General features: G+C 43.8%; 18 protein-coding genes and 1 pseudogene. 8 read left to right on the top strand and 11 right to left on the bottom strand.

Annotation, left to right across the window (positions count from 1 at the left end; translation table 11 throughout):
* Nucleotides 1–74 precede the first annotated feature (74 nt).
* Nucleotides 75–1559 carry a CIA30 family protein gene (locus tag V7K30_RS21055; protein ID WP_335002554.1) on the bottom strand — a complete coding sequence of 495 codons (1485 nt, stop codon included), beginning with the start codon at nucleotides 1557–1559 and terminating at the stop codon, nucleotides 75–77.
* Between the two features lie 268 nt (nucleotides 1560–1827).
* On the opposite strand from V7K30_RS21055, the pseudogene V7K30_RS21050 reads away from it, so the two are divergent.
* A pseudogene (locus V7K30_RS21050) lies at nucleotides 1828–2007 on the top strand (ArsC/Spx/MgsR family protein); the annotation flags it as partial.
* Nucleotides 2008–2126: 119 nt separating this feature from the next.
* Here the strand turns inward: V7K30_RS21050 and V7K30_RS21045 are convergent.
* Nucleotides 2127–3713 (bottom strand): NCS2 family permease, encoded by a 1587-nt coding sequence (locus V7K30_RS21045; protein WP_335002552.1) that lies wholly within the window; start codon nucleotides 3711–3713, stop codon nucleotides 2127–2129.
* 375 nt (nucleotides 3714–4088) lie between these two features.
* On the opposite strand from V7K30_RS21045, the gene V7K30_RS21040 reads away from it, so the two are divergent.
* Nucleotides 4089–4418, top strand: a complete 330-nt coding sequence (locus V7K30_RS21040; RefSeq protein WP_335002550.1) for a GNAT family N-acetyltransferase — start codon at nucleotides 4089–4091, stop codon at nucleotides 4416–4418.
* Nucleotides 4419–4549: 131 nt separating this feature from the next.
* Here V7K30_RS21040 and V7K30_RS21035 read toward each other — a convergent pair whose 3' ends face one another.
* Nucleotides 4550–5188 (bottom strand): histidine phosphatase family protein, encoded by a 639-nt coding sequence (locus V7K30_RS21035; RefSeq protein ID WP_335002548.1) that lies wholly within the window; start codon nucleotides 5186–5188, stop codon nucleotides 4550–4552.
* 461 nt (nucleotides 5189–5649) lie between these two features.
* Here V7K30_RS21035 and V7K30_RS21030 point away from each other — a divergent pair, with 461 nt between their 5' ends.
* Nucleotides 5650–6000, top strand: a complete 351-nt coding sequence (locus V7K30_RS21030; protein WP_335002546.1) for a hypothetical protein — start codon at nucleotides 5650–5652, stop codon at nucleotides 5998–6000.
* Nucleotides 6001–6184: 184 nt separating this feature from the next.
* On the top strand, nucleotides 6185–6607 hold the full coding sequence (locus V7K30_RS21025; protein WP_335002544.1) for a hypothetical protein: 423 nt from the start codon (nucleotides 6185–6187) through the stop codon (nucleotides 6605–6607).
* 160 nt (nucleotides 6608–6767) lie between these two features.
* On the opposite strand, the gene V7K30_RS21020 is transcribed toward V7K30_RS21025, so the two are convergent.
* Nucleotides 6768–6932: a hypothetical protein gene (locus tag V7K30_RS21020; protein ID WP_335002542.1), complete on the bottom strand. Its 165-nt coding sequence runs from the start codon at nucleotides 6930–6932 to the stop codon at nucleotides 6768–6770.
* Nucleotides 6933–7048: 116 nt separating this feature from the next.
* On the opposite strand from V7K30_RS21020, the gene V7K30_RS21015 reads away from it, so the two are divergent.
* The gene (locus V7K30_RS21015; protein WP_335002541.1) at nucleotides 7049–7576 is read left to right on the top strand and encodes a hypothetical protein; all 528 of its coding nucleotides are present in this window, start codon (nucleotides 7049–7051) and stop codon (nucleotides 7574–7576) included.
* A gap of 427 nt (nucleotides 7577–8003) precedes the next feature.
* On the top strand, nucleotides 8004–8276 hold the full coding sequence (locus V7K30_RS21010) for a GlsB/YeaQ/YmgE family stress response membrane protein (protein WP_335002539.1): 273 nt from the start codon (nucleotides 8004–8006) through the stop codon (nucleotides 8274–8276).
* Between the two features lie 856 nt (nucleotides 8277–9132).
* Here V7K30_RS21010 and V7K30_RS21005 read toward each other — a convergent pair.
* The 3 genes from V7K30_RS21005 to V7K30_RS20995 all read right to left on the bottom strand — a co-directional run bounded on the left by V7K30_RS21005 (nucleotide 9133) and on the right by V7K30_RS20995 (nucleotide 12297).
* Nucleotides 9133–9471, bottom strand: a complete 339-nt coding sequence (locus V7K30_RS21005; RefSeq protein WP_335002537.1) for a hypothetical protein — start codon at nucleotides 9469–9471, stop codon at nucleotides 9133–9135.
* A gap of 160 nt (nucleotides 9472–9631) precedes the next feature.
* Nucleotides 9632–11875, bottom strand: a complete 2244-nt coding sequence (locus tag V7K30_RS21000; RefSeq protein ID WP_335002535.1) for a beta strand repeat-containing protein — start codon at nucleotides 11873–11875, stop codon at nucleotides 9632–9634.
* A 110-nt stretch (nucleotides 11876–11985) separates the two neighbouring features.
* Nucleotides 11986–12297 carry a hypothetical protein gene (locus V7K30_RS20995; RefSeq protein ID WP_335002533.1) on the bottom strand — a complete coding sequence of 104 codons (312 nt, stop codon included), beginning with the start codon at nucleotides 12295–12297 and terminating at the stop codon, nucleotides 11986–11988.
* A 37-nt stretch (nucleotides 12298–12334) separates the two neighbouring features.
* On the opposite strand from V7K30_RS20995, the gene V7K30_RS20990 reads away from it, so the two are divergent.
* On the top strand, nucleotides 12335–12796 hold the full coding sequence (locus V7K30_RS20990; protein WP_335002532.1) for a hypothetical protein: 462 nt from the start codon (nucleotides 12335–12337) through the stop codon (nucleotides 12794–12796).
* A 141-nt stretch (nucleotides 12797–12937) separates the two neighbouring features.
* On the opposite strand, the gene V7K30_RS20985 is transcribed toward V7K30_RS20990, so the two are convergent.
* The 4 genes from V7K30_RS20985 to V7K30_RS20970 all read right to left on the bottom strand — a co-directional run bounded on the left by V7K30_RS20985 (nucleotide 12938) and on the right by V7K30_RS20970 (nucleotide 17953).
* Complete coding sequence (locus tag V7K30_RS20985) at nucleotides 12938–13117, bottom strand: hypothetical protein (RefSeq protein ID WP_335002530.1); 180 nt, start codon at nucleotides 13115–13117, stop codon at nucleotides 12938–12940.
* Between the two features lie 97 nt (nucleotides 13118–13214).
* A complete protein-coding gene (locus V7K30_RS20980) occupies nucleotides 13215–14786 on the bottom strand; it encodes an ammonium transporter (RefSeq protein ID WP_335002528.1) in 1572 nt (523 codons plus the stop codon).
* Nucleotides 14787–15789: 1003 nt separating this feature from the next.
* The gene (locus V7K30_RS20975) at nucleotides 15790–15912 is read right to left on the bottom strand and encodes a hypothetical protein (protein ID WP_335002527.1); all 123 of its coding nucleotides are present in this window, start codon (nucleotides 15910–15912) and stop codon (nucleotides 15790–15792) included.
* A gap of 610 nt (nucleotides 15913–16522) precedes the next feature.
* The gene (locus tag V7K30_RS20970; RefSeq protein ID WP_335002525.1) at nucleotides 16523–17953 is read right to left on the bottom strand and encodes a cytochrome P450; all 1431 of its coding nucleotides are present in this window, start codon (nucleotides 17951–17953) and stop codon (nucleotides 16523–16525) included.
* A gap of 84 nt (nucleotides 17954–18037) precedes the next feature.
* On the opposite strand from V7K30_RS20970, the gene V7K30_RS20965 reads away from it, so the two are divergent.
* A partial coding sequence (locus tag V7K30_RS20965) for a hypothetical protein (RefSeq protein WP_335002523.1) occupies nucleotides 18038–18326 on the top strand: 289 nt, incomplete at its 3' end.

The following is an 18326-nucleotide window of genomic DNA, read 5'->3' as shown; positions in this document are numbered from 1 at the left end:
ATAGCTAAATTACAACAGTCTATTTAGAAAAGATGTGTTGGTATGGCTACAGAGTATAAGTCAATACGGTTCAGTTATTTGTCCTTTACTAAATTAGAAAATAGCTTCTGCCAATCGATAGAGTTAACAGTATTGTCTGTCTGTTTTACCTCAAACGTGACATTACAAGCTTTCGCTAGTTTGAGCGCTTGCACACAAAGTTCTGCCACATCCTCACGACTGATTTTGCCCTTAATATTATCGCCTTGCTCAAATATTAATTCCTTACCCCCTGATTCCTCAGTTAAGGCACAAGGTCTAATAATCGTATAAGGAATTCCGCTTTCTCTTAAACTATCTTCTCCCTTCAACTTCCAAGTTAAAATTCCTCCTAATTGGTCATTTAATTTCACTGCTGGCGGTTCTTCATCTAAATTAATGCCAGGGCGTCCGGGACGAGTCACACCTGCTGAACTGACGAGGATAAATTGTGGTAATGTTGTCTCGCCATAAGCTTTAATTGATTCCAACTGCAAAGCAAAACCACCTGGGGAAAATTTGGGATTCAAAGCCCCATCATATTCAAATTTGCTCAACATCAGTTGGAATGAACAAATTCGATTCTGCTCAATTGGCGGCGCATCTTTGACAACTTTTGCCCGAAAGACGGGAATCAAATCTGCAAAGGGAATGTGAACATCTATCCAGGTATTAGCTACAGTATCGAAAGAATAGCTATAGCCAATGCCATCCCATTTTGTATCTGTCCGTAAGAAGATTTTATAACGCTGACCGTCACCTTTGACGCGCAATTTCACACCTTCGCAACCAGATAAGTTGAAAGGGGGATCAAAATTCTTAGTTCTGATAGAAGCAAATCCGCCAGAGTTAGCGGTGGAGACATTTCCAGCAAACAAGGCTGTATTTTCCACTAATTGGATATTACTGGCACTCACGCCACCCATGACAACATCATCCAGCGCCCCCCAGTTATCCTTTAATTCTGCTGATGGCTTTGTGAAATCAAATATTAGTTTTTCGTTGGCTTGGGGTAGATATTTTGCCGCCGCTTGGACTAAGTTTTTGACACCTTGATATTCTACATTTTCTGGGGTATCGCCAACAATTTCTGGTTGGTAAAATTTGACACCTTGATAATATTTGGCTCTATCTGCTGTGTCTCCTTCTACTGGTTGCACACGCACTGCTGTGCAACAAACTACAGCTTCGATATCAGCCATAACTAAAGGAGTTAAAGTTTCTGGTTGTGTGATATCCGCAACTACTAAGTCTATATCATTACCAAGAATTAACCGCGCTTTGTCAATGTCTCTAACTAGTGCGCGAACTTTATAACCTCGTTCGAGCGATCGCTGCACCACTCGTTTACCTACACCGCCTGTTGCACCTGCTACTAATATTACGCCCACATTTATTCCTCCATTGGGTCTATCTTGATTATCCTTAGGACGACCTTGGATTAACTGCTGTACCCAGTTAAGGAAAGGAATTACCTCAAAGTAAGTCAGGGTTTCGATAAACCTGCCTAAATCCCATTGAGAACGATTTTTGTCACTCATATTTGCGTCCTCACAACTTTCTTCAGGGTAACTGAAAGTTTATTAGATTTGAAAACCCCTCATTTGTATGAAGGGTTAGTAACATCACCCTACGGGAATTATTTTACACAATTACTGGAAGAGTAGATTTACTACTTTACTCATCAGCTTTCCTTGAATATGCTTATCACCTAGCAGTTTCTCGCCTTGCTCGGTGACGTTAGCTTTGAGTGAGTCGCGGTAGTTGGTGAGTTCCTTGGTCAGTTCGTTCTTTGGTAGCCTTCCGGTTTCTACCCAATCTTATCGAGCTTTAGGAGATGAAAAGAAGACTTGGACTGAGCAACAGTGGATTGACGCATTCACTAACGATGCAATGCTGCTAAAACGCCTACTTTTCGTCAAAAACGGAACGGCAGTACTGGTAGGTTTTAAAGATGAGGCAGTAGTTAAAGCAAAATTAGAGCTTTAATCAGAAGGGATGGGAGGAATAGCCGATTTTTTTGATAATTTCTTGTAGAACATTACCTTTGTGTTTGATTACCTCCAAGGGTACGAACATTATTCGTATACTTTCAGGGAGCGATCGCATCAAGCTTTAGGTCTTTCTTGCCAATCGACATAGAAAAAGAGAATTGCCAGCATTATATAGCCAATAGCCCAAGGCGCACCAGTTCCCCAGCCGAAATTAACAACTGTATCTGCAACAGTCCAACGATAACTGTGCATCAATCCAACCCAGGAAATTACAGCAGCGATCGCAGACCAATAGGCAGCTTGGCGAAACTGACGCTCAATAATGTAAACTGTGATCGCAGCTAAAATCATGGCGGAAAAAATAAACCCCTGCTCAAGAGCAAAAGCCCCATCAATATACGTATCACTCAACTTAAACTGCTCAACCAAGCTTGGTGTAAAAGGTTTTTCCGGTGTGCCCAAACCTGCTGCCCGGAGTGCATTTTTAGCTATTATTGCACCCCAACCAGCAATTCCCGGTAATAGACCAACAACCACAGCAGGTGCATGGTGCGACGGCGTGGCTGTAAAGCTTTGAGCCACAATCACAATCCCAATCCACAACACAATTGCCATCCCAGCTTCAATCGGGACAAAGTAAGCCAGCATTGCCACAGTTCCACTTAGACAAAGCAAGCCCATGATTATGCCATTGAGTATAGAGTAACCAACTCTTGCTCCCAAAGCTTTCCAGCCTGGATGACCAATATAAATAGTAGTCGGAAAACAGGAACCACAGATAGCAGCAACCAATGTACCAATACCATTTACCCTCAAACAGGGAGCGGTCGGATAAGTATCACCCGCAGCTTCTGCACTTTCTAAATTCTGGAGACTGCCCACAAGGTTAAATAACCCCATTGGTAGAATGATGCTAAAATATTCCACCAAGACTGAACGACTGCTCCACAATTTTAAGAGCCACAAAGAAGGGAGATAGAGCCTTATTGGTTGCAGGGTAGCGTTAAATTTGGCATGATCCCAACTGACCAAACCTGTTCCCCAGGCAAGAGCAATTCCCAACAGAACTGCCAACAAGCCGCCAGGTATGCCAAATCGCACTCGCCCAAAATAAGTCAGCAGAATTACACCAAGAGGCACCAAGCCGACTACGGGATTTGCAAAAGTACGAAATAGAAAACCAATGGCAATAAAAGTGATTGCAATACCGCCCAAAGTGGAAAGCAATGCTGCACGGGGGGCGAGGCGACGAAGTGCCTCTCCTCCCCAAGCCCCAAAAAATTCTATCAAACCAGAACCAAAGCAAGCCACCAGTCCTGCTTGCCAAGCTAATTCAGCAGCTTGTTCGCTAGATGCACCTCCAGAAATTGCCGCCAATCTTACAGGCAACATTACCAGAAAAATATACGCAAAAAGGCTGACGGTGTTAATCCCATAGGGCAAAGCAGTAATATCGTCCCTCTGCTCACGTTTCCCTTGCTCTTTGGCTAGCCTTGCGTAATAGAAGTTGCCAACAATCAGACTTATTGCAACTCCTGGCAAAATGCGCCCATAAACTAACGACGCAGGAAAGCCAAGCACTACTTGGCACAAATTGACAATCAATAAAATTTGAATAAAATTATCAAGCGCCAGCCCAAATAAACCATCAATGTCTCTGCGAACGAACCAACGGGGTACTCTGGTTGTAGCGATTTCCATTGTTTTACTTTTACTTTGCCAATTTTCTGGCAATGGTCTTGCCGCTTTCAGAATACCAGCAATCGTATTACAGGTGGACGAGATTTAGATAGTTTTCTGTTAGTCCACATCAGCAAGACTTTCGGCAATCTTGGCTCATTTGTGCTAGGTCTTCTTTACTATATGGTTGCTACTTAGATTTGGTAAAAGCAGTGCTGCTCAGAGAATGGGGGGAGAGTGAAAAGTTACCAATAAAAAATGGGCTGTCAAACGGCTAACAGTAAATCTCACGTTAACAGAAAGACAGAAACCTCGTCCTCGCATCTTAAAAAGTTTGCAACTTGGCACAACTCTAAGTAATAGGATAGAACCTAGCGCTATCAACACAACAAAGAGATGAACGTTTCTATCCGATTACTCCAAGAGAATGAGTTAGCTGCTGCTGACCATATTTTTCGGCTGGCCTTTGGCACTTTGTTAGGACTACCTGAACCAAGGGAGTTTTATGGGGATGCTGCTTACATACACCACCGATGGAAAACTGATCCGAACGCCGCATTTGCTGCTGAGGTAGATGGAAAATTAATTGGGTCAAACTTGGTGGTGAATTGGGGGAGCTTTGGCTATTTTGGGCCGTTAAGCGTTCATCCTGACTTTTGGAACCAAGGAGTAGGTCAACGTCTCGTTGAAGCTGCGATAACTTGCTTTAGTAACGGGAAAACTTAAACTCGATTTAAGTAAACTCACTAGACGGTGTTTGACCACCGTAACGAGAATTAGATTAAACTAATTCTGTCTGTGGAATATCAGTGTCTTTAGACCTGAGAGTGTCAATGACAAACTATTAGTAGGGACTATTATGTTCCCGGACGAAAGCGAATACGATCGGGTATATGATGGCGATCGCCTAATATTTCTAACAAAGGGCCATTAACGTCAAATTTAACCATACTTACCGACGCGACCAAAATATTCACCCGATAGCGGTAGCGTCCCAAATCAATTCCCAGTAAACTGCAAAGCATAATCCGAATCGTGGCTTTATGGGAAACTACTAAAACATTACCTTGGGAATGTTTTTCTTGAATTTCAGCAATTACAGGCATAGAACGGTTAGCAATATCTACCGCAGTTTCTCCACCTAGTGGTGCATTCCAAGCGGGTTCTGTCAACCATTTTACATAGTTTTCTGCGTAATTCTCTTGGGCAAACGATTTACTCTTAGTTTCCCATTCGCCGTAACTGCCTTCTCTAAGTCCGTCACGCAACTGCATATCCATACCGATAGCATCACAAAATGGCTTGGCAGTTGCAATTGTGCGCTTCATCGGGCTAACATAAACAGCCTCCCACAACAAGCTTTGATAAACATCGGCAAAACCGGATGCCATCTGCATCCCTTCTTTTGTCAACTCCGCATCAGTTTTGCCGCAAAAATTACCACTTTGACTAAAAGTAGTTTCTCCATGTCGCAGTAAATATAAATTGAGTGTCATAGCTTGTATCGCGATTGGGATAAAGGAGTTTGTGCATAAATAAAATACCATCAATCTCGCAATCGAGTATGTGACACCAGGACAAAGTAATCAACCAAAAAAGTTAATCAACCACAAACTTTTGTCAACGAGATCAAAAGTAGCGGTAAGAGCTAGTACTCTAGTTTGAGCCGGGATACGGATACCGTTGGCGAATTCCCCAAACAGCTAAACTGAACCGATTGAGAGCTTTCTGAGCAATTTTATACGCAGATGCAAGATTCCCCAACTTCAGTTCAAATGGTTCAGAATTTGATTGCAGACGCCCGCACAATAAACCTGTTAACAAGAATATTTTTGTGAAGATGAAGGATAGCGATCGCAACTAGTTGTAGGGGAAAGTCAGTTAAGAGCGTAGTTTACCCCCGTAGGCATCGCCTTATCAAATGGGAACTCTGGTAATAGTTGCGTTTCCCAATGTCATGAAACTACTAAACTTCCTCAAACCAAAACCAGCCCAGCCAACTATTGAAAGCTACGGGCAACTAAACTGTCGTGTTGAGCCAGAGCAGATGCAATCGCTGATGGAGTGGCTGTTTGCTAGTTTAATGGCAGCTGGGTATGAAGGAAAAGCGCATATTATTTGGTACAACAGCGATCGCCCAGACTCCAGCCTAGAGCAGAAAGTTAAAAAAGTTGTGCGCTCTGGTGAGCCAATCTTTCTGTACCGTTGCGGTGGTAGGGTGCAGTCGCCGCCTACTGGGTATTACTGGCGGATGATGGACGAACACCCATCAATGCGGATTTATCAGTTAGAGGTTAATGAAGTATGACGTTACTTATAAAAATCAGTATCAAGCAATCAAACAGTTAGCGGGGAATTTTTTTAGAGATGAAAATCAATGCATAGAAAAACTTCATAATAAATTCCGCCAAAAATTTCCGTAAATTCTCTATAAACTACTGTAGTTGAATTTAGTAACATAGTTACCATACCCAATTTAAACTGTTAATTAAATGTTGAAAAATTCTTTGGTGCTTGCCCTGTCTAGTGCATCTTTAGCTGCCGCTTTAGTTAGTCCTGCTGTGGCTGCACCTGCTGACTTTATTGGTACTTGGGTCAATACTAATTCAAATACAAGTAGTGTTACTCGTTTGGTAATCACCTCAGCAGGTGGCAACAAATTAAACATCGAAGCATTTGGTAAATGCCATCCTACTGATTGTAAATGGGGGAAAACGAGCCTAATAACCTATAGCAGTAATGTACAAGACACAAATACCCGCTATGGGACTGCTAGCTACAATCCTGGATTTGCTCGAACTCTTCTGACTTTGGATCTCAAAGGTAGAAATGCACTCTCTTTACAGAGCTTTACCGAATTTACAGATAATAGTGGACGGCAAAACTATTCTTCAATTGAGGGCTTTAAACGTTAAAACTCTTAAGGTAAGTATATAAATAGGCCAAATTTCTCAATTGTCAGAAATTCGGGTTGGCAGCGTTTGAGGGACTTAACGGGAAAAGTCACATTTGGTCAAAAGTAGTTGGTGGATGAGCGATCGCCTTTCATAAATTCTTAGAGTCAAAGTTCCGCCCTCACATGCTATCAACAAAGTAAAATCCCCACACTTGGCGCAGAGCGCGTCTGGTGGAGAGGAAATCGACCCCTGGAGCGATGGCGTAACCGCCCACCGTAGGCGATCGCCCCTGAAAAATACAAGCGTTCGCGTTGAGCGTCTCGTAGAGAGGAAAAGCCAGCAATAGAGCGATCGCACTCTGGAATTGCCTCTTTCTAGTAAATACAGATTTTCAGAGAGAGCATTGATACTTCTACCGAGCAAACCCTGTTCTTTAGTGTCCGTTGCAGTTAATCTTGATTGGACACACTAATCCACGCTCGGAGAATTAGAATGCGCTTTGGTTTTTTGACTTTATGTGTTCTGGCACTAGCGACAACTTCTGGGCACGCCGCTCAGTCTCCCAAGATTCCAGCACTGGTGATGACCAGCCCGAATTCAGCTAGAGCCAACTACGAAGATAAATGCAGCAACGGCGGCAACCTTGACCAGTTTAATCGCGATCAGTATCTTTTACTTATGCTTGCTGATAAAAAATCAAAGCTTTCTCTTCTGAAAGTAGCTCTCCTCAATGAAATTAAACAAAGTGGTGATGAGCCACGAGGCGAGGGTGTCCATATTGGTGAATGGAATCAAACCTTCCATGACCGAAGTGGTTGTGGCACAAGCACTAACAGTTACTCAGCATTTGTTGTCACTGTGACTGGTGGAAATGCAAACCATACGGTCGTGAAATACCTGGTCACGATTGATGACGACGATAACGCAGGCAAAAGAACCCTCAAGATCCGCGACATCCGCCCAATTAACCTACGAAATGATAACTGACCTTGCAGCGATACCTCTGGTAAGCAACGCGCTTCGTAAAAAGTTTCAGAGCCAAACACGGAACCGCACTGACTGGAATAGGTATAATTGGGGCTACTTTTTTGTTGCGCCGAAAAGGGGTTCAGCCGAGATACCCCTACAAGAGTATCTGCTTTCAACTGGAGTTTAATTCTTCAAGTAGATTGATAAAAGTAATCAGAAATCCATATACTGCAATTACAAGCAATGAATTAATAAGCCCCTAGTTTTAGACCTGCTAGGAGCTTTATTTGATTAATTATCCATTGGAATTAGGAAAGTTCATCATAAGAAGTAACAGCATTCATCCTCAAGGATATTAATAATTGGCTCTGCTGGTAGATTGAATGTCAATGTTTGGATTGCTATTGTGTATTTGTAAGTAAAAAACGTTGCTCAAATTAAAACAATGAATATTCTTGCTTGGATTGTTTTAGGTCTAATCGCTGGTGCTATTGCAAAGGCTATCTACCCCGGTCATCAAGGCGGCGGAATTCTAGGAACAATCTTATTAGGAATTATCGGTGCTTTTGTTGGTGGTAGTTTGGGTGTATTCTTCAGTACAGGAACATTGACATTAGCTGCCCCCACTTTGAGCATTCCTGGTATTGCAGTAGCAGTTCTTGGCGCAATTGTGGCTGTTTTCTTGTGGAACGCCTTAACTAGCCGCAGTGCAATCTAAGAAATTAAATTGGAATTAATTAATAGTAAAAATCAGGGAACTCATTTCACTATATTTTCTCCCTGAATTGAAATAAAACAATAGCGCTTACCTATATTTAGGTAGGTGCTATTGTTTTATTTGCGGCAACGTTTACAAGTTGTCTTTCCAGCGTAGTTTACCGCCGTAGGCATCGCTCCTTTAGAATTCTTAGAAGAAAAATTGCCTTTGGTGCGTAGTTTACCGCCGTAGGCATCGCCCTCCCACTTATCCCCTAGAACCGAGGAGCGATCGCCCCATAAAATTCTTAGAGGAAAAGTGAAAAGGAGCGATCACCTCATCAAACGGGAACCTTGGTAATAATTGCGTTTCTCACCTTCATGAAATTCTTAAATTCCTCAAACCCAAACCAGCCCAGCCCAGCCAACTATTGAAAGCTACGGGCAAGCCTTACTCTCGTGTTGAGCAACAGCAGAAGTCCATCAATATTTAGATGCGATCGCCAAAGTAGCAATAGCAATCTCCCAGAATCTATCTGTAGGTAGTTTCATGCATTTTTTCTGCCTTCAAGTATCGCTTTGATTGAGGAATTACGCCAAGATATTCCCAATGTCAAAAATCGCTCTGACCCGGAGGCCGAAATAATGAAGTCCCCTACTGATGCACACGCAATTGTAGACTTATTGGAAGAAACCTTAGCATCGGAGTTAGCAACTTTATCGCAGCAAGAAATATCAACTCAGGAGTAATAAAGTAAGCGTAGTATTACAATTTGTACTAAAATGAGCAACTTTTTGATTACATCTGCTAATCATTCCAATTAACCAATTCGCCATCTATGCAAGCGATACCCGACTTGGGATTAACCAGCAGCTTTTTAATGACTATCTGCTTTCGCCGGATCATCCCCCCACCAAAAGAGCAAGTACTCAAAGCCTGGGTTTGATCTCAAAATCTCAGCCAGATTGAGCTTTTTCAGCCGCCCTGGTCGCAATGCAGACCGCGCACGCAACAGAGCAACTAGCCCAGTGGCAATAGTCAAAGCCTGAAAACGACTGATTAAGCGCATAAATTTGAGAAAAAGATTGCAGATTAAATTAATCATCACCATTTTTGAGGGGATGTCCAGATTTTGACTATAAAAGCGTAGCTTGCCGCCAACTTTACCAGACGCACTGTTAGGTCGGCATCGCACATAAGTGGGTGGGTACGCCATCGCACCCCCATCAAGCAAGTATCACAGCTAACCAAAGAAAATCAAGCGAGGAAAGGTTGCAGGAGTGCGATCGCCACAAGATATGCTTAGGGAACTGAACACTCGTTCAACGATCCTTGCAGGGGCAAATGACCCCTGACTGTTTACTTAGTTATGAAAATTATGCAGCAGCAGGAGTAGTAGTACCTATCCAGTTATGCCCCTTGCTGATGAACTTACCAGCCACATCATCATGCTTGATAATCTTATTTGAATCCTCAAGTGGTGTATCAAAGTTACAAGCGCTCATACTGTAGTTCACCGTGGCAGTGCCATCGCTAGTATTGTAAATAGCGCCACCATCACCAGACTCTTCTCTACCAGAACTGAGTTCGATGCCGAAAGCTTTATTATGCTTGATAGTGCTATTACCCACTGTTAGCGTGCCAGTATTGTAGATGCCTCCACCAAAGTGTGCCTGATTGTCACTGATGGTGCTATCACTCACGGTAACGATACCTACTTGATTTAGTGTATAAAGCACAATTGGTGGAAGAGCGTAGTAATCAATAACAACCCCTCCAAAACCTGCGTCCTTATCATTGTAGATGCCACCCCCGGCTGTCCCTGCCGTATTGCCACTAATGCTGCTATAACTGATGGTAACAATGCCAAAAACATTGTTGCTGCTTGCCCCATTATAAATGTAGTTTGGCTGACCATTATATCCCGCTTCATAACTGGAGTTGTAGATGCCGCCACCTTTGTCGCTGGCATAGTTATTACTAATGGTGCTGTTACTCACCGATAGCGTGCCATAATTGTAGATACCGCCTCCAGTTGATGCATTATTGTCACTGATAGTGCCATTCTTCACAGTAACAGTACCATATCCTACTAGATATGGGCCGCCCCTATTGTTGATGTCATAGATGCCGTCATTATAGATGCCAGCACCTTGAAGTGCTGTATTGCCAGTAATACTGCTATTATTCAAGTTTATAGTACCAAAATTATAGATACCGCCGCCATCTGCCCCTGACTTATTGCCACTGATGAGGCTGTTATTCACAGTTATAGTGTCGGCAAGTACAGAGTTACTCTCCATGAAGTGATTATAGATCCCACCACCGTCTGCCCCTGCCGTATTGCCACTGATGAGGCTGTTATTTACAGTTATAGTGTCACTACCCTGGCTAGCACAGATACCGCCGCCGTCTGTCGCTGCCTTATTGCCAGTGATGATGCTGTTACTCACGCTTAGGCTCAAAATAATATTGGGTGAGTTATTGTAATCAAGAAAGATGCCGCCGCCCGAGCCTGCGGAGTTGCCAGTAATGGTGCTATTACTCACGGTTGCAGTGCTAAAGCTACTGGGATCATCGCTCCCATACTCAGAGATCCCACCGCCAAACTCGCTACTGATGTTGTCATTAATGCTGCTGTTACTCACTGATAGGCTGCTGTTATCAATGGCAATGCCACCGCCGTCCCCTGCCTCATTGCCAGTAATAGTACTATTACTTACGGTTATAGTGCTATTATAACCATAAATGCCGCCGCCCGAGCCTACGGAGTTGCCAGTAATGGTGCTATTAATCACCGATATTGTGTCACTGCTGTAGATGCCACCACCATAAAATCCCGATAAGTTGCCACTGATGATGCTGTAGGACACTATGGCGATACCAGTGTTATAAATGCCGCCGCCGCTGCCGGTTTTACTTGTCGAGTTGCCAGTGATGGTGCTGTGGTTCAGTGTGAGGCTGCCAGTGTTATAAATGCCGCCGCCGCCGCCGTAGTTTTCGACCTTTTCACTTGTCGAGTTACCTGTGATGGTGCTGTAGTTCAATGTCAGGCTGCCAGTGTTATAAATACCGTTGCCTTCGCCCCTATAATAAATATTATGATCAGCACTATTGCTATTCAATCCAAACGTAGTATTGCCAGTGATTGTGGTGTGGTTTAGTGTCAGGCTACCACTGTTGTAAATACCACCACCCTTGCTAGGGGTGTATCCGTTGGAGTCTTCTATGTTTTCCTCGACTGTGTTACCAGTGATGATGCTGTTGCTTAAGGTCAAGACACCTTCATTGGAGATTCCACCACCTCCTACGGCGTCATTATAGGTATTGGTAATAGTCAGCCCGTTGATTGTAGCTGTTACACCACTGGCAATGTCAAAAACACGTTTTGCACTATTATCCTTAATAGTTAGTAAGCTAGGATTTGTGCCTTGAATGGTAAGGTCATCTGTAATACTCAGACCACTACCAGTCAGACTGATGGTATGAGCTAGCCCATCAGTAAAGAGTCCACCAAAATTGATGATGTCTTTTCCTGTCAGGGTATTGGCATCTAGAATTGCCTGCCGCAGTGAACCTGCACCGTTGTTGTTGGTATTAGTGACGCTAAATGTAGCCATTGATATTACTCCGATTTGTCTTGAGGTGTATAAAAAATGCGCTCAAAGTTTGTCTTGATACTACTACGACTTGCGAACATTTTTTCTACTCCTCACGGAGTATTGACAAATCAGTTTTTTAAAAAGCATGAACACGCTGTTCTTAGCAGCACTGTATCAGTGCCAATTGAGAATTGCCTGTAACCCTTGTACAGCAGGTAAATTGTCCTGGTATAGCTGATAAAAACAACAACCGCGTACAATTTACCCAGTTTGGCACGGTAATGCCAGATAGCAAACAGTGATGCCGACCTAACAGTGCGTTCGCACGAGAGGAAATCGATAGGGTAAAGGGCGATCGCTGTTGTAATTTCTCTATGGATGATGGGCAGATTGCATAAAACTTTCAACACCAAAGTATAAATCAATGTATTGCTATTCATCTCAAATTATTTGCCATAAAGGCAGGAAAAACACGCAATGTACAAAGAGAAACTTTCTGCATCTCTATTTTCGGCGACTACCTTGTTAACTAGAACTACTTTGGCCGTCCTGGCTAGCTCTACTTCTCTAACACTCGTGTTTGGTCATTCTGCTCAAGCGCAAGGATTACCTTATGGGACAGATACTTGTCTTCAAGGCTATGTTTGGCGCGAAGCTGTTCCCAATGACCATGTTTGTGTCACACCCGAAACCCGTTTTCAAGTTGCTTACGATAATAGTCAAGTTGCAGCTCGGATTCAACCAGGAGGAGGCCCCTATGGTCCTTTTACTTGTCTTCAAGGTTATGTTTGGCGCGAAGCCGTTCCCAATGACTATGTTTGCGTTACACCACAAACCCGTTCCCAAGCTGCTTATGATAATAGTCAAGCCAATAATCGCCGAGTTTCAAGTGGTGTGCCCATTGATTATGGAACCCAACTAAATCCAGTTCACGAATAATTTCATGGGCTAGCCATCTGGTAAATGCACTGCTACCAAAAGCGATCGCTGTTCTGGGTATTAAACTGGTGCTATGCCAAAAATCCCAGAGTGTAATCGCTGTCTCCTCTACTCCCACAACTCCCACCTCATCTGTGCTGTTCATCCAGATGGGGTAGACGGTGATAGCTGCCTAGAATTTTCGAGAAGACCCCAACGCCGAACCAGTAGAACTGTGGCAACCGGAGGGGGCCAGTTATTATAACGGTGAATTAATACTGCAACCACAACAGCGGCGATCGCTAATTTTTGGCTACTGACTTTCTCCCAGCCCCCTCTCAAGAGATGTCGCCAAACTACAAAATACCGACTTTTTCTCCATAAAAAAGCCCCACCTTCTGATGGGGATAAAGACTGATGGATTTTTGGCGCAAGCTCTCTATTTATTCACTTCTTCTAATGGAGAGCTGTCAGGGTTAGCTGATGAACTAATGACATATTCAGGGTAGGCTGGTAGACCATGCTCGTGTAAATCCAAACCTGACAATTCGCCTTCTTTCGACACACGCAATGTCCCGGTCAAATTTACCAAGTACATCAACCCCAGTGCCACAGCGAATGTAGACACAGTAATGATTAGGTTGCCGATAACTTGTGCGCTCAACACTTGTATCCCTCCACCATATAATAGACCTCTTAACGGTGCAGAGATATCAGGTGAGATGGGGCCAGTCGCGCCGAATTCACCAGTGGCAAACAAGCCCAGCGACCACGTTCCCCAGATTCCGCAAAAACCATGTACAGGAACTGCACCGATGGGGTCGTCAATCCGAAGCCATTCCAAAAGGTCTATGCCGAGAATTACAACTACGCCAGCTACCGCCCCAATGATGATAGAACCTGTAGGATTAACCCAATAGCAGGGGCAAGTGATCGCAACCAAGCCCGCCAAGAAACCGTTGACTGTGAAACTCAAATCCCACTTTTTTGTTTTCGGATATCCGAAAAACAGTGCTGACAGACCGCCTGCACATGCTGCCAAGGTAGTATTGGCGGCAACCCGTCCAGTCCCCACAAAGTCCATCGCTGAGAGTGTCGAGCCGGGGTTGAAACCGTACCAGCCGAACCACAGAATCAGACCGCCGGAAGCAGCAATTACAAGGTCATGCGGTAACATCGGCCCGCCACCGTCGCGCTTGAACCGACGACCCAAACGCGGCCCGAGGACGATCGCACCCGCCAGGGCAATGAATCCCCCAATGGTGTGAACAACTGTAGAGCCTGCAAAGTCATGGAAGCCAATTCCCAAGAAAGGCAGGAAAGTGTCTTTGCTGCCCATCGTTGCCAGAAAACCGTCTGGCCCCCAAGCCCAGTGTCCGATAATTGGGTAGATGAATCCAGAAACGCCAATGCTGTAGAGAATATCGCCAATAAACCCTGTTCGCCCAATCATCGCCCCAGAGGTAATGGTCGAGCAGGTGTCTGCAAAGGCGAACTGAAACAGCCAGAACGCCAGAAACGCTACGCCTGTACTTTCATAAGTCGAGGGCGCACCTTGCAAGAAAAACCAATTCAGTCCAATCAAGCCGTTACCATGACTGAACATGAAGGCAAAGCCCCAGGCATAGAACAGTAACCCGCAAAGACAAGTGTCAACGATGCACTCCATCAAGACGTTGACGGTTTCACGAGCGCGACAGAAACCTGCTTCCAGCATCGTAAAACCTACCTGCATTGCGAATACTAGGAAGGCCGCTAGTAGCGTCCAGAGGGTATTAATCGGGTTAACAATGTCATTGCCTCTGAGTACTGGATCGGCTGCTAGAGCTGGTGTTCCCATCAGATTGGGGATGAAGGCTAATACCATGAATAGCATAGCGATCGCCATTGCCTTGCCCAGCAGTAGTAAGTAACCGTAGCGCCTCCATTCTGGGTCACGTAAACGCTGTCTCAATCGTGCCAACTTGTTAACTTGCTGACTTTGCCCAACAGTCATCGGCAATTTTTTCATTGTGGGGAATTGCTGATGCTTAAAGAGGAAAAAGCCTTTCTTGACTGGGGTAGATCCCGCCTTCACGAAAAAGCCCCAAAAGCTTGTTAACAAATAGCCAAATATGTTGAGCCAATTTCGGCTGTTTTTTGCCAAAGAACTACAAGCCTTAAATAAGATAGTTTTTAGTCTGCTTCTCTTGTTACCCACTAAGTAAAACCTCCATCAAGGTAAATATTTTTCAACAACCAAAATCTCAATTCTCAGTCAAGCTGCCGAGGAAGAATCTGAAGATATTTATGTCAAATCAACTTCAGCATGATTGTCTCAAAATCCACAGTCCATCACGCTAGGATAGTTGTGGCGGCATCAATAACAAAGAAGAAGTTTTTCTGTAAGTCTTTAACCACATTTTTCTAATATCAAAAACCCTGATATTCTGAGAAATCTGAATGTTCCTTTACAGGAACAAACTAATAAATCTGACTAATTGTTTATTTATAACTGATAAAAAACTGTATTAAATAATACAGTTTTTTGTCAAGATGTCGCATGAAGTTACTCCTCCCACATCAGATATAACGACTGTATTCTTTCCAGTATCAGTATTTTCCGATATTAAGATAGAAACATTCAGAATGTTATTAATTTTATATACAACAAGTTAATAACTTGTTACTTTTTGTGTTCACAGCCTCATAAATCTCGTCACACTTTCGTCATGATTTTGTCATATCTTCGTCAATCTGATATGCAAACATTACCCACAAGAGGTTTATTTATTTTTCTTAGGTGGGATTACCTGCCTTTCACTTATCTTTAAGTTCTCCTCATCACATCACCACGTATTCCAGAGGCTTTATTAATTTTCCTGACTCATTGAGCAGTCCTGTAACTTTGTATAATGGTTTTTTTGCTCACGCGGTTGTAGTTCGTTGTAGAGTTCATATTTAACTTTCTTCAGTTGCTTGTTAAAGTTTACTACCATCACCAAAAGAAAAAGCACTCTTCATGACCACTGCTCCTAGTGGATACGATGGTCAGTGGATGGCTCCAGCGTCACTTGCATTTCTGATATCTCCGCATCATAGAAATCAGCAGGCATCACAATTTTTTCGGCAACTTTCCCGTGAGTACTAGCGCTCAATTGTCAATAACCCACACAATTATTGATTTCGCTAATGCTTAATTGAAGATATACTATGCTCTTTACAGCGTGTGAGTCTCTCAAATAGAACCCGCGATCGCTATTTAATTGTATCTCTACTAAAACAGCTTTTATCACTCACACATCACCCACATGAAAACAAGTTGGGTAGCTTTTCTCATACCTGCTTTCATTGCTTTATCCCAACAACTCTATTAACTTTTGTAGAACCATGCAACGTTATATTCTCCCAATTTTATCAGCTTTGTTAAAATTAACGATTAAACCAAAATGGAGACGGGCAATACCATTTTATCTGTGGGGATAGTGCCCGGAAGACCCCTCTCGTTCAAGGGAAGTTACCCAAAGAGCAAGAAGTGCTTTGAAATTGCAGCAGGAGTGAAATTGCTAGGCTCTGCACTTGCTGAACAATACCATTTCCCTGAATAATCACCTGGGAACGTGACTGAATTAATGAGTCTGGGATGACGCGAAAACTAAACTGTCCAGTCTAGTTTAATTGGGCATTGCCTAGATAATTTCTGCAACCAATGGGAAAGCTTGTGGCAACAAGTACCGCAGCTTTACTACACTCATGTGAACGTCGCACTTAGTTAAGGATGGATTTGTTTAGAGATGAAATATCTATTTGGTAATCATCCCTAATCTTCTTCAAGGGAAATTGGACAAACTTTGGCTCACCGATGAGATTCCAGTCAAAGGTATGTAGCAGATGAGATGCAAAGATTTTTGTGACTGCGATCGCCATCTGCGCCCCCAAGCAAGCGTGGACACCACCACCGAACGGAATAAATTCGTACATCTTGCCCTCTGTACGTTCCGGTAAGAAGCGCTCTGGAGCAAATACCTCCGGTTCGCGAAAGTGTTCTGACATGATGTGTGCAATCCGTGGCTCTGCAATAATGGTGCAGCCCTTTTTATACAAAATATTATCCAGTACTACAGACTTAGTGAGCCGACGGTTAGCTGTAGAACTGGGAGGTAGTGTGCGTAGTGTCTCTTTGATTGTCGCCTCTAGGAAAATCATCTGCTTCAAATGCTCCGGTGAGAAGATGCTGACATTGCTCTTTTCACCCACTACCTGTTTTTGCTCCTCACGCAGCCGTTCCAACACCTGCGGATGTCGGGCGATTTGGTAGATGAGCGAAGATACCAGTCCAGATATCTCATAGTGTGATGCCCACAGCTGTAATAGACACTGATTTGCAATAAGTATTTCACTAAATACCCCATCTGGATTTTCCTGCTGGCCGGATAGCATCATAGAGAGAAAGTCTGCTGTGGGGTTAATGGCTCCCTCTGCTTGCCGTCGACGCAGCACGACGGCACGCATAAAGTCGAGCAACGCCGCGCGTGCCGAAAATCCCCGCCCGTATTTCGTGAAACGTGACTTCCACTTAAACAGACCATAGAAGCCGTCAAAGTATGTTTTGTACAAAGCTTTTAGCTCTGCCTTGGATGATACAGGTAGCCCTGTAAAAGTAGCGGGTTCAGAATCATCCAAGCTGATTCCCAGCAGCAACGGCACGAGTACATCAAAGCATATCTTCTCTACAGCAGGATAGAGCGCTATTCTGCTAGAGGTAGGCCAGTCCTGGATACCATGCACAATCACCTTATTGATATCAGGAGTGTATGCATCAAGGACACGACCACTCAATCCGGGAGCGAGTGCATTTTTGCGCTGCCGATGCAAATCAGGTCGCTGGAATAGGCTATACTCGCCGAACATATCCATCGTGGTTGATGGCAGTCCAATCTCCGTATATCTCAAGTCCCCATTAAATGCCATTTGAATAGCTTTCGCAGAACCGACAAAGATAGTAGTGCCTCCAAAGACTGCTGTATTGAAGATGGGGCCGTACTTTTCAAAATTTTGACGGCAGAACTGATCCGGATTCGCCATGTACTTGAATGTGTCATCCCACTTTGGCTTTCGTGGTGGAGTGGTAATATCTGGAGGTGGTACTTGTCCATCTTCCAGTACTAGTGTTTCTTCGCTGTTAGTATTGTTGTGCATAGCCTTACCAAGCTTAATGTTGTGAAGATGTCCTCATTTTAACTTTGGCAATTAACTAGAGTGGCACTAGCTTGGTCGTAAGGCATGAATATCAGAAGAATGTGGGCACGAGTAATAGTTCTTGCTTTAATCTTACCTGTTTTGATTAGCGATGCCTACGGCGGGCTACGCCTACGCAGTTTTTCTACTTCTTCATTACTCAAATTTACTGTATACTTGTTTGCCATGATGCTAACTGTAGCCAATACTTCAATTAGCTTACCAAAAACCTGTCTCACCAAGGTAGGGTCGAGGAGAGCGTTACTGCTCTTCCCCTCCCATCCGAAACCGTGCGTGCGACTTTCACCGCACACGGCTACTCAGTGTGTTAACT

Source organism: Nostoc sp., from assembly GCF_036917655.1.
GTDB lineage: Bacteria > Cyanobacteriota > Cyanobacteriia > Cyanobacteriales > Nostocaceae > Nostoc.
The sequence above is the reverse complement of the archived record's forward strand: the minus strand, read 5'-3'. Positions and strand labels throughout refer to the sequence as shown.

Bases quoted from the DNA above. Each gene is read 5' to 3' on its own strand.
- V7K30_RS21000 (WP_335002535.1), bottom strand. From the start codon at position 11,875: ATGGCTACATTTAGCGTCACTAATACCAACAACAACGGTGCAGGTTCA.
- V7K30_RS20980 (WP_335002528.1), bottom strand. From the start codon at position 14,786: ATGAAAAAATTGCCGATGACTGTTGGGCAAAGTCAGCAAGTTAACAAG.
- V7K30_RS21005 (WP_335002537.1), bottom strand. From the start codon at position 9,471: ATGGCGTACCCACCCACTTATGTGCGATGCCGACCTAACAGTGCGTCT.
- V7K30_RS20970 (WP_335002525.1), bottom strand. From the start codon at position 17,953: ATGCACAACAATACTAACAGCGAAGAAACACTAGTACTGGAAGATGGA.
- V7K30_RS20990 (WP_335002532.1), top strand. From the start codon at position 12,335: ATGTACAAAGAGAAACTTTCTGCATCTCTATTTTCGGCGACTACCTTG.
- V7K30_RS21030 (WP_335002546.1), top strand. From the start codon at position 5,650: ATGAAACTACTAAACTTCCTCAAACCAAAACCAGCCCAGCCAACTATT.
- V7K30_RS21035 (WP_335002548.1), bottom strand. From the start codon at position 5,188: ATGACACTCAATTTATATTTACTGCGACATGGAGAAACTACTTTTAGT.
- V7K30_RS21025 (WP_335002544.1), top strand. From the start codon at position 6,185: ATGTTGAAAAATTCTTTGGTGCTTGCCCTGTCTAGTGCATCTTTAGCT.
- V7K30_RS21040 (WP_335002550.1), top strand. From the start codon at position 4,089: ATGAACGTTTCTATCCGATTACTCCAAGAGAATGAGTTAGCTGCTGCT.
- V7K30_RS21010 (WP_335002539.1), top strand. From the start codon at position 8,004: ATGAATATTCTTGCTTGGATTGTTTTAGGTCTAATCGCTGGTGCTATT.
- V7K30_RS21045 (WP_335002552.1), bottom strand. From the start codon at position 3,713: ATGGAAATCGCTACAACCAGAGTACCCCGTTGGTTCGTTCGCAGAGAC.
- V7K30_RS21055 (WP_335002554.1), bottom strand. From the start codon at position 1,559: ATGAGTGACAAAAATCGTTCTCAATGGGATTTAGGCAGGTTTATCGAA.
- V7K30_RS20995 (WP_335002533.1), bottom strand. From the start codon at position 12,297: ATGAATAGCAATACATTGATTTATACTTTGGTGTTGAAAGTTTTATGC.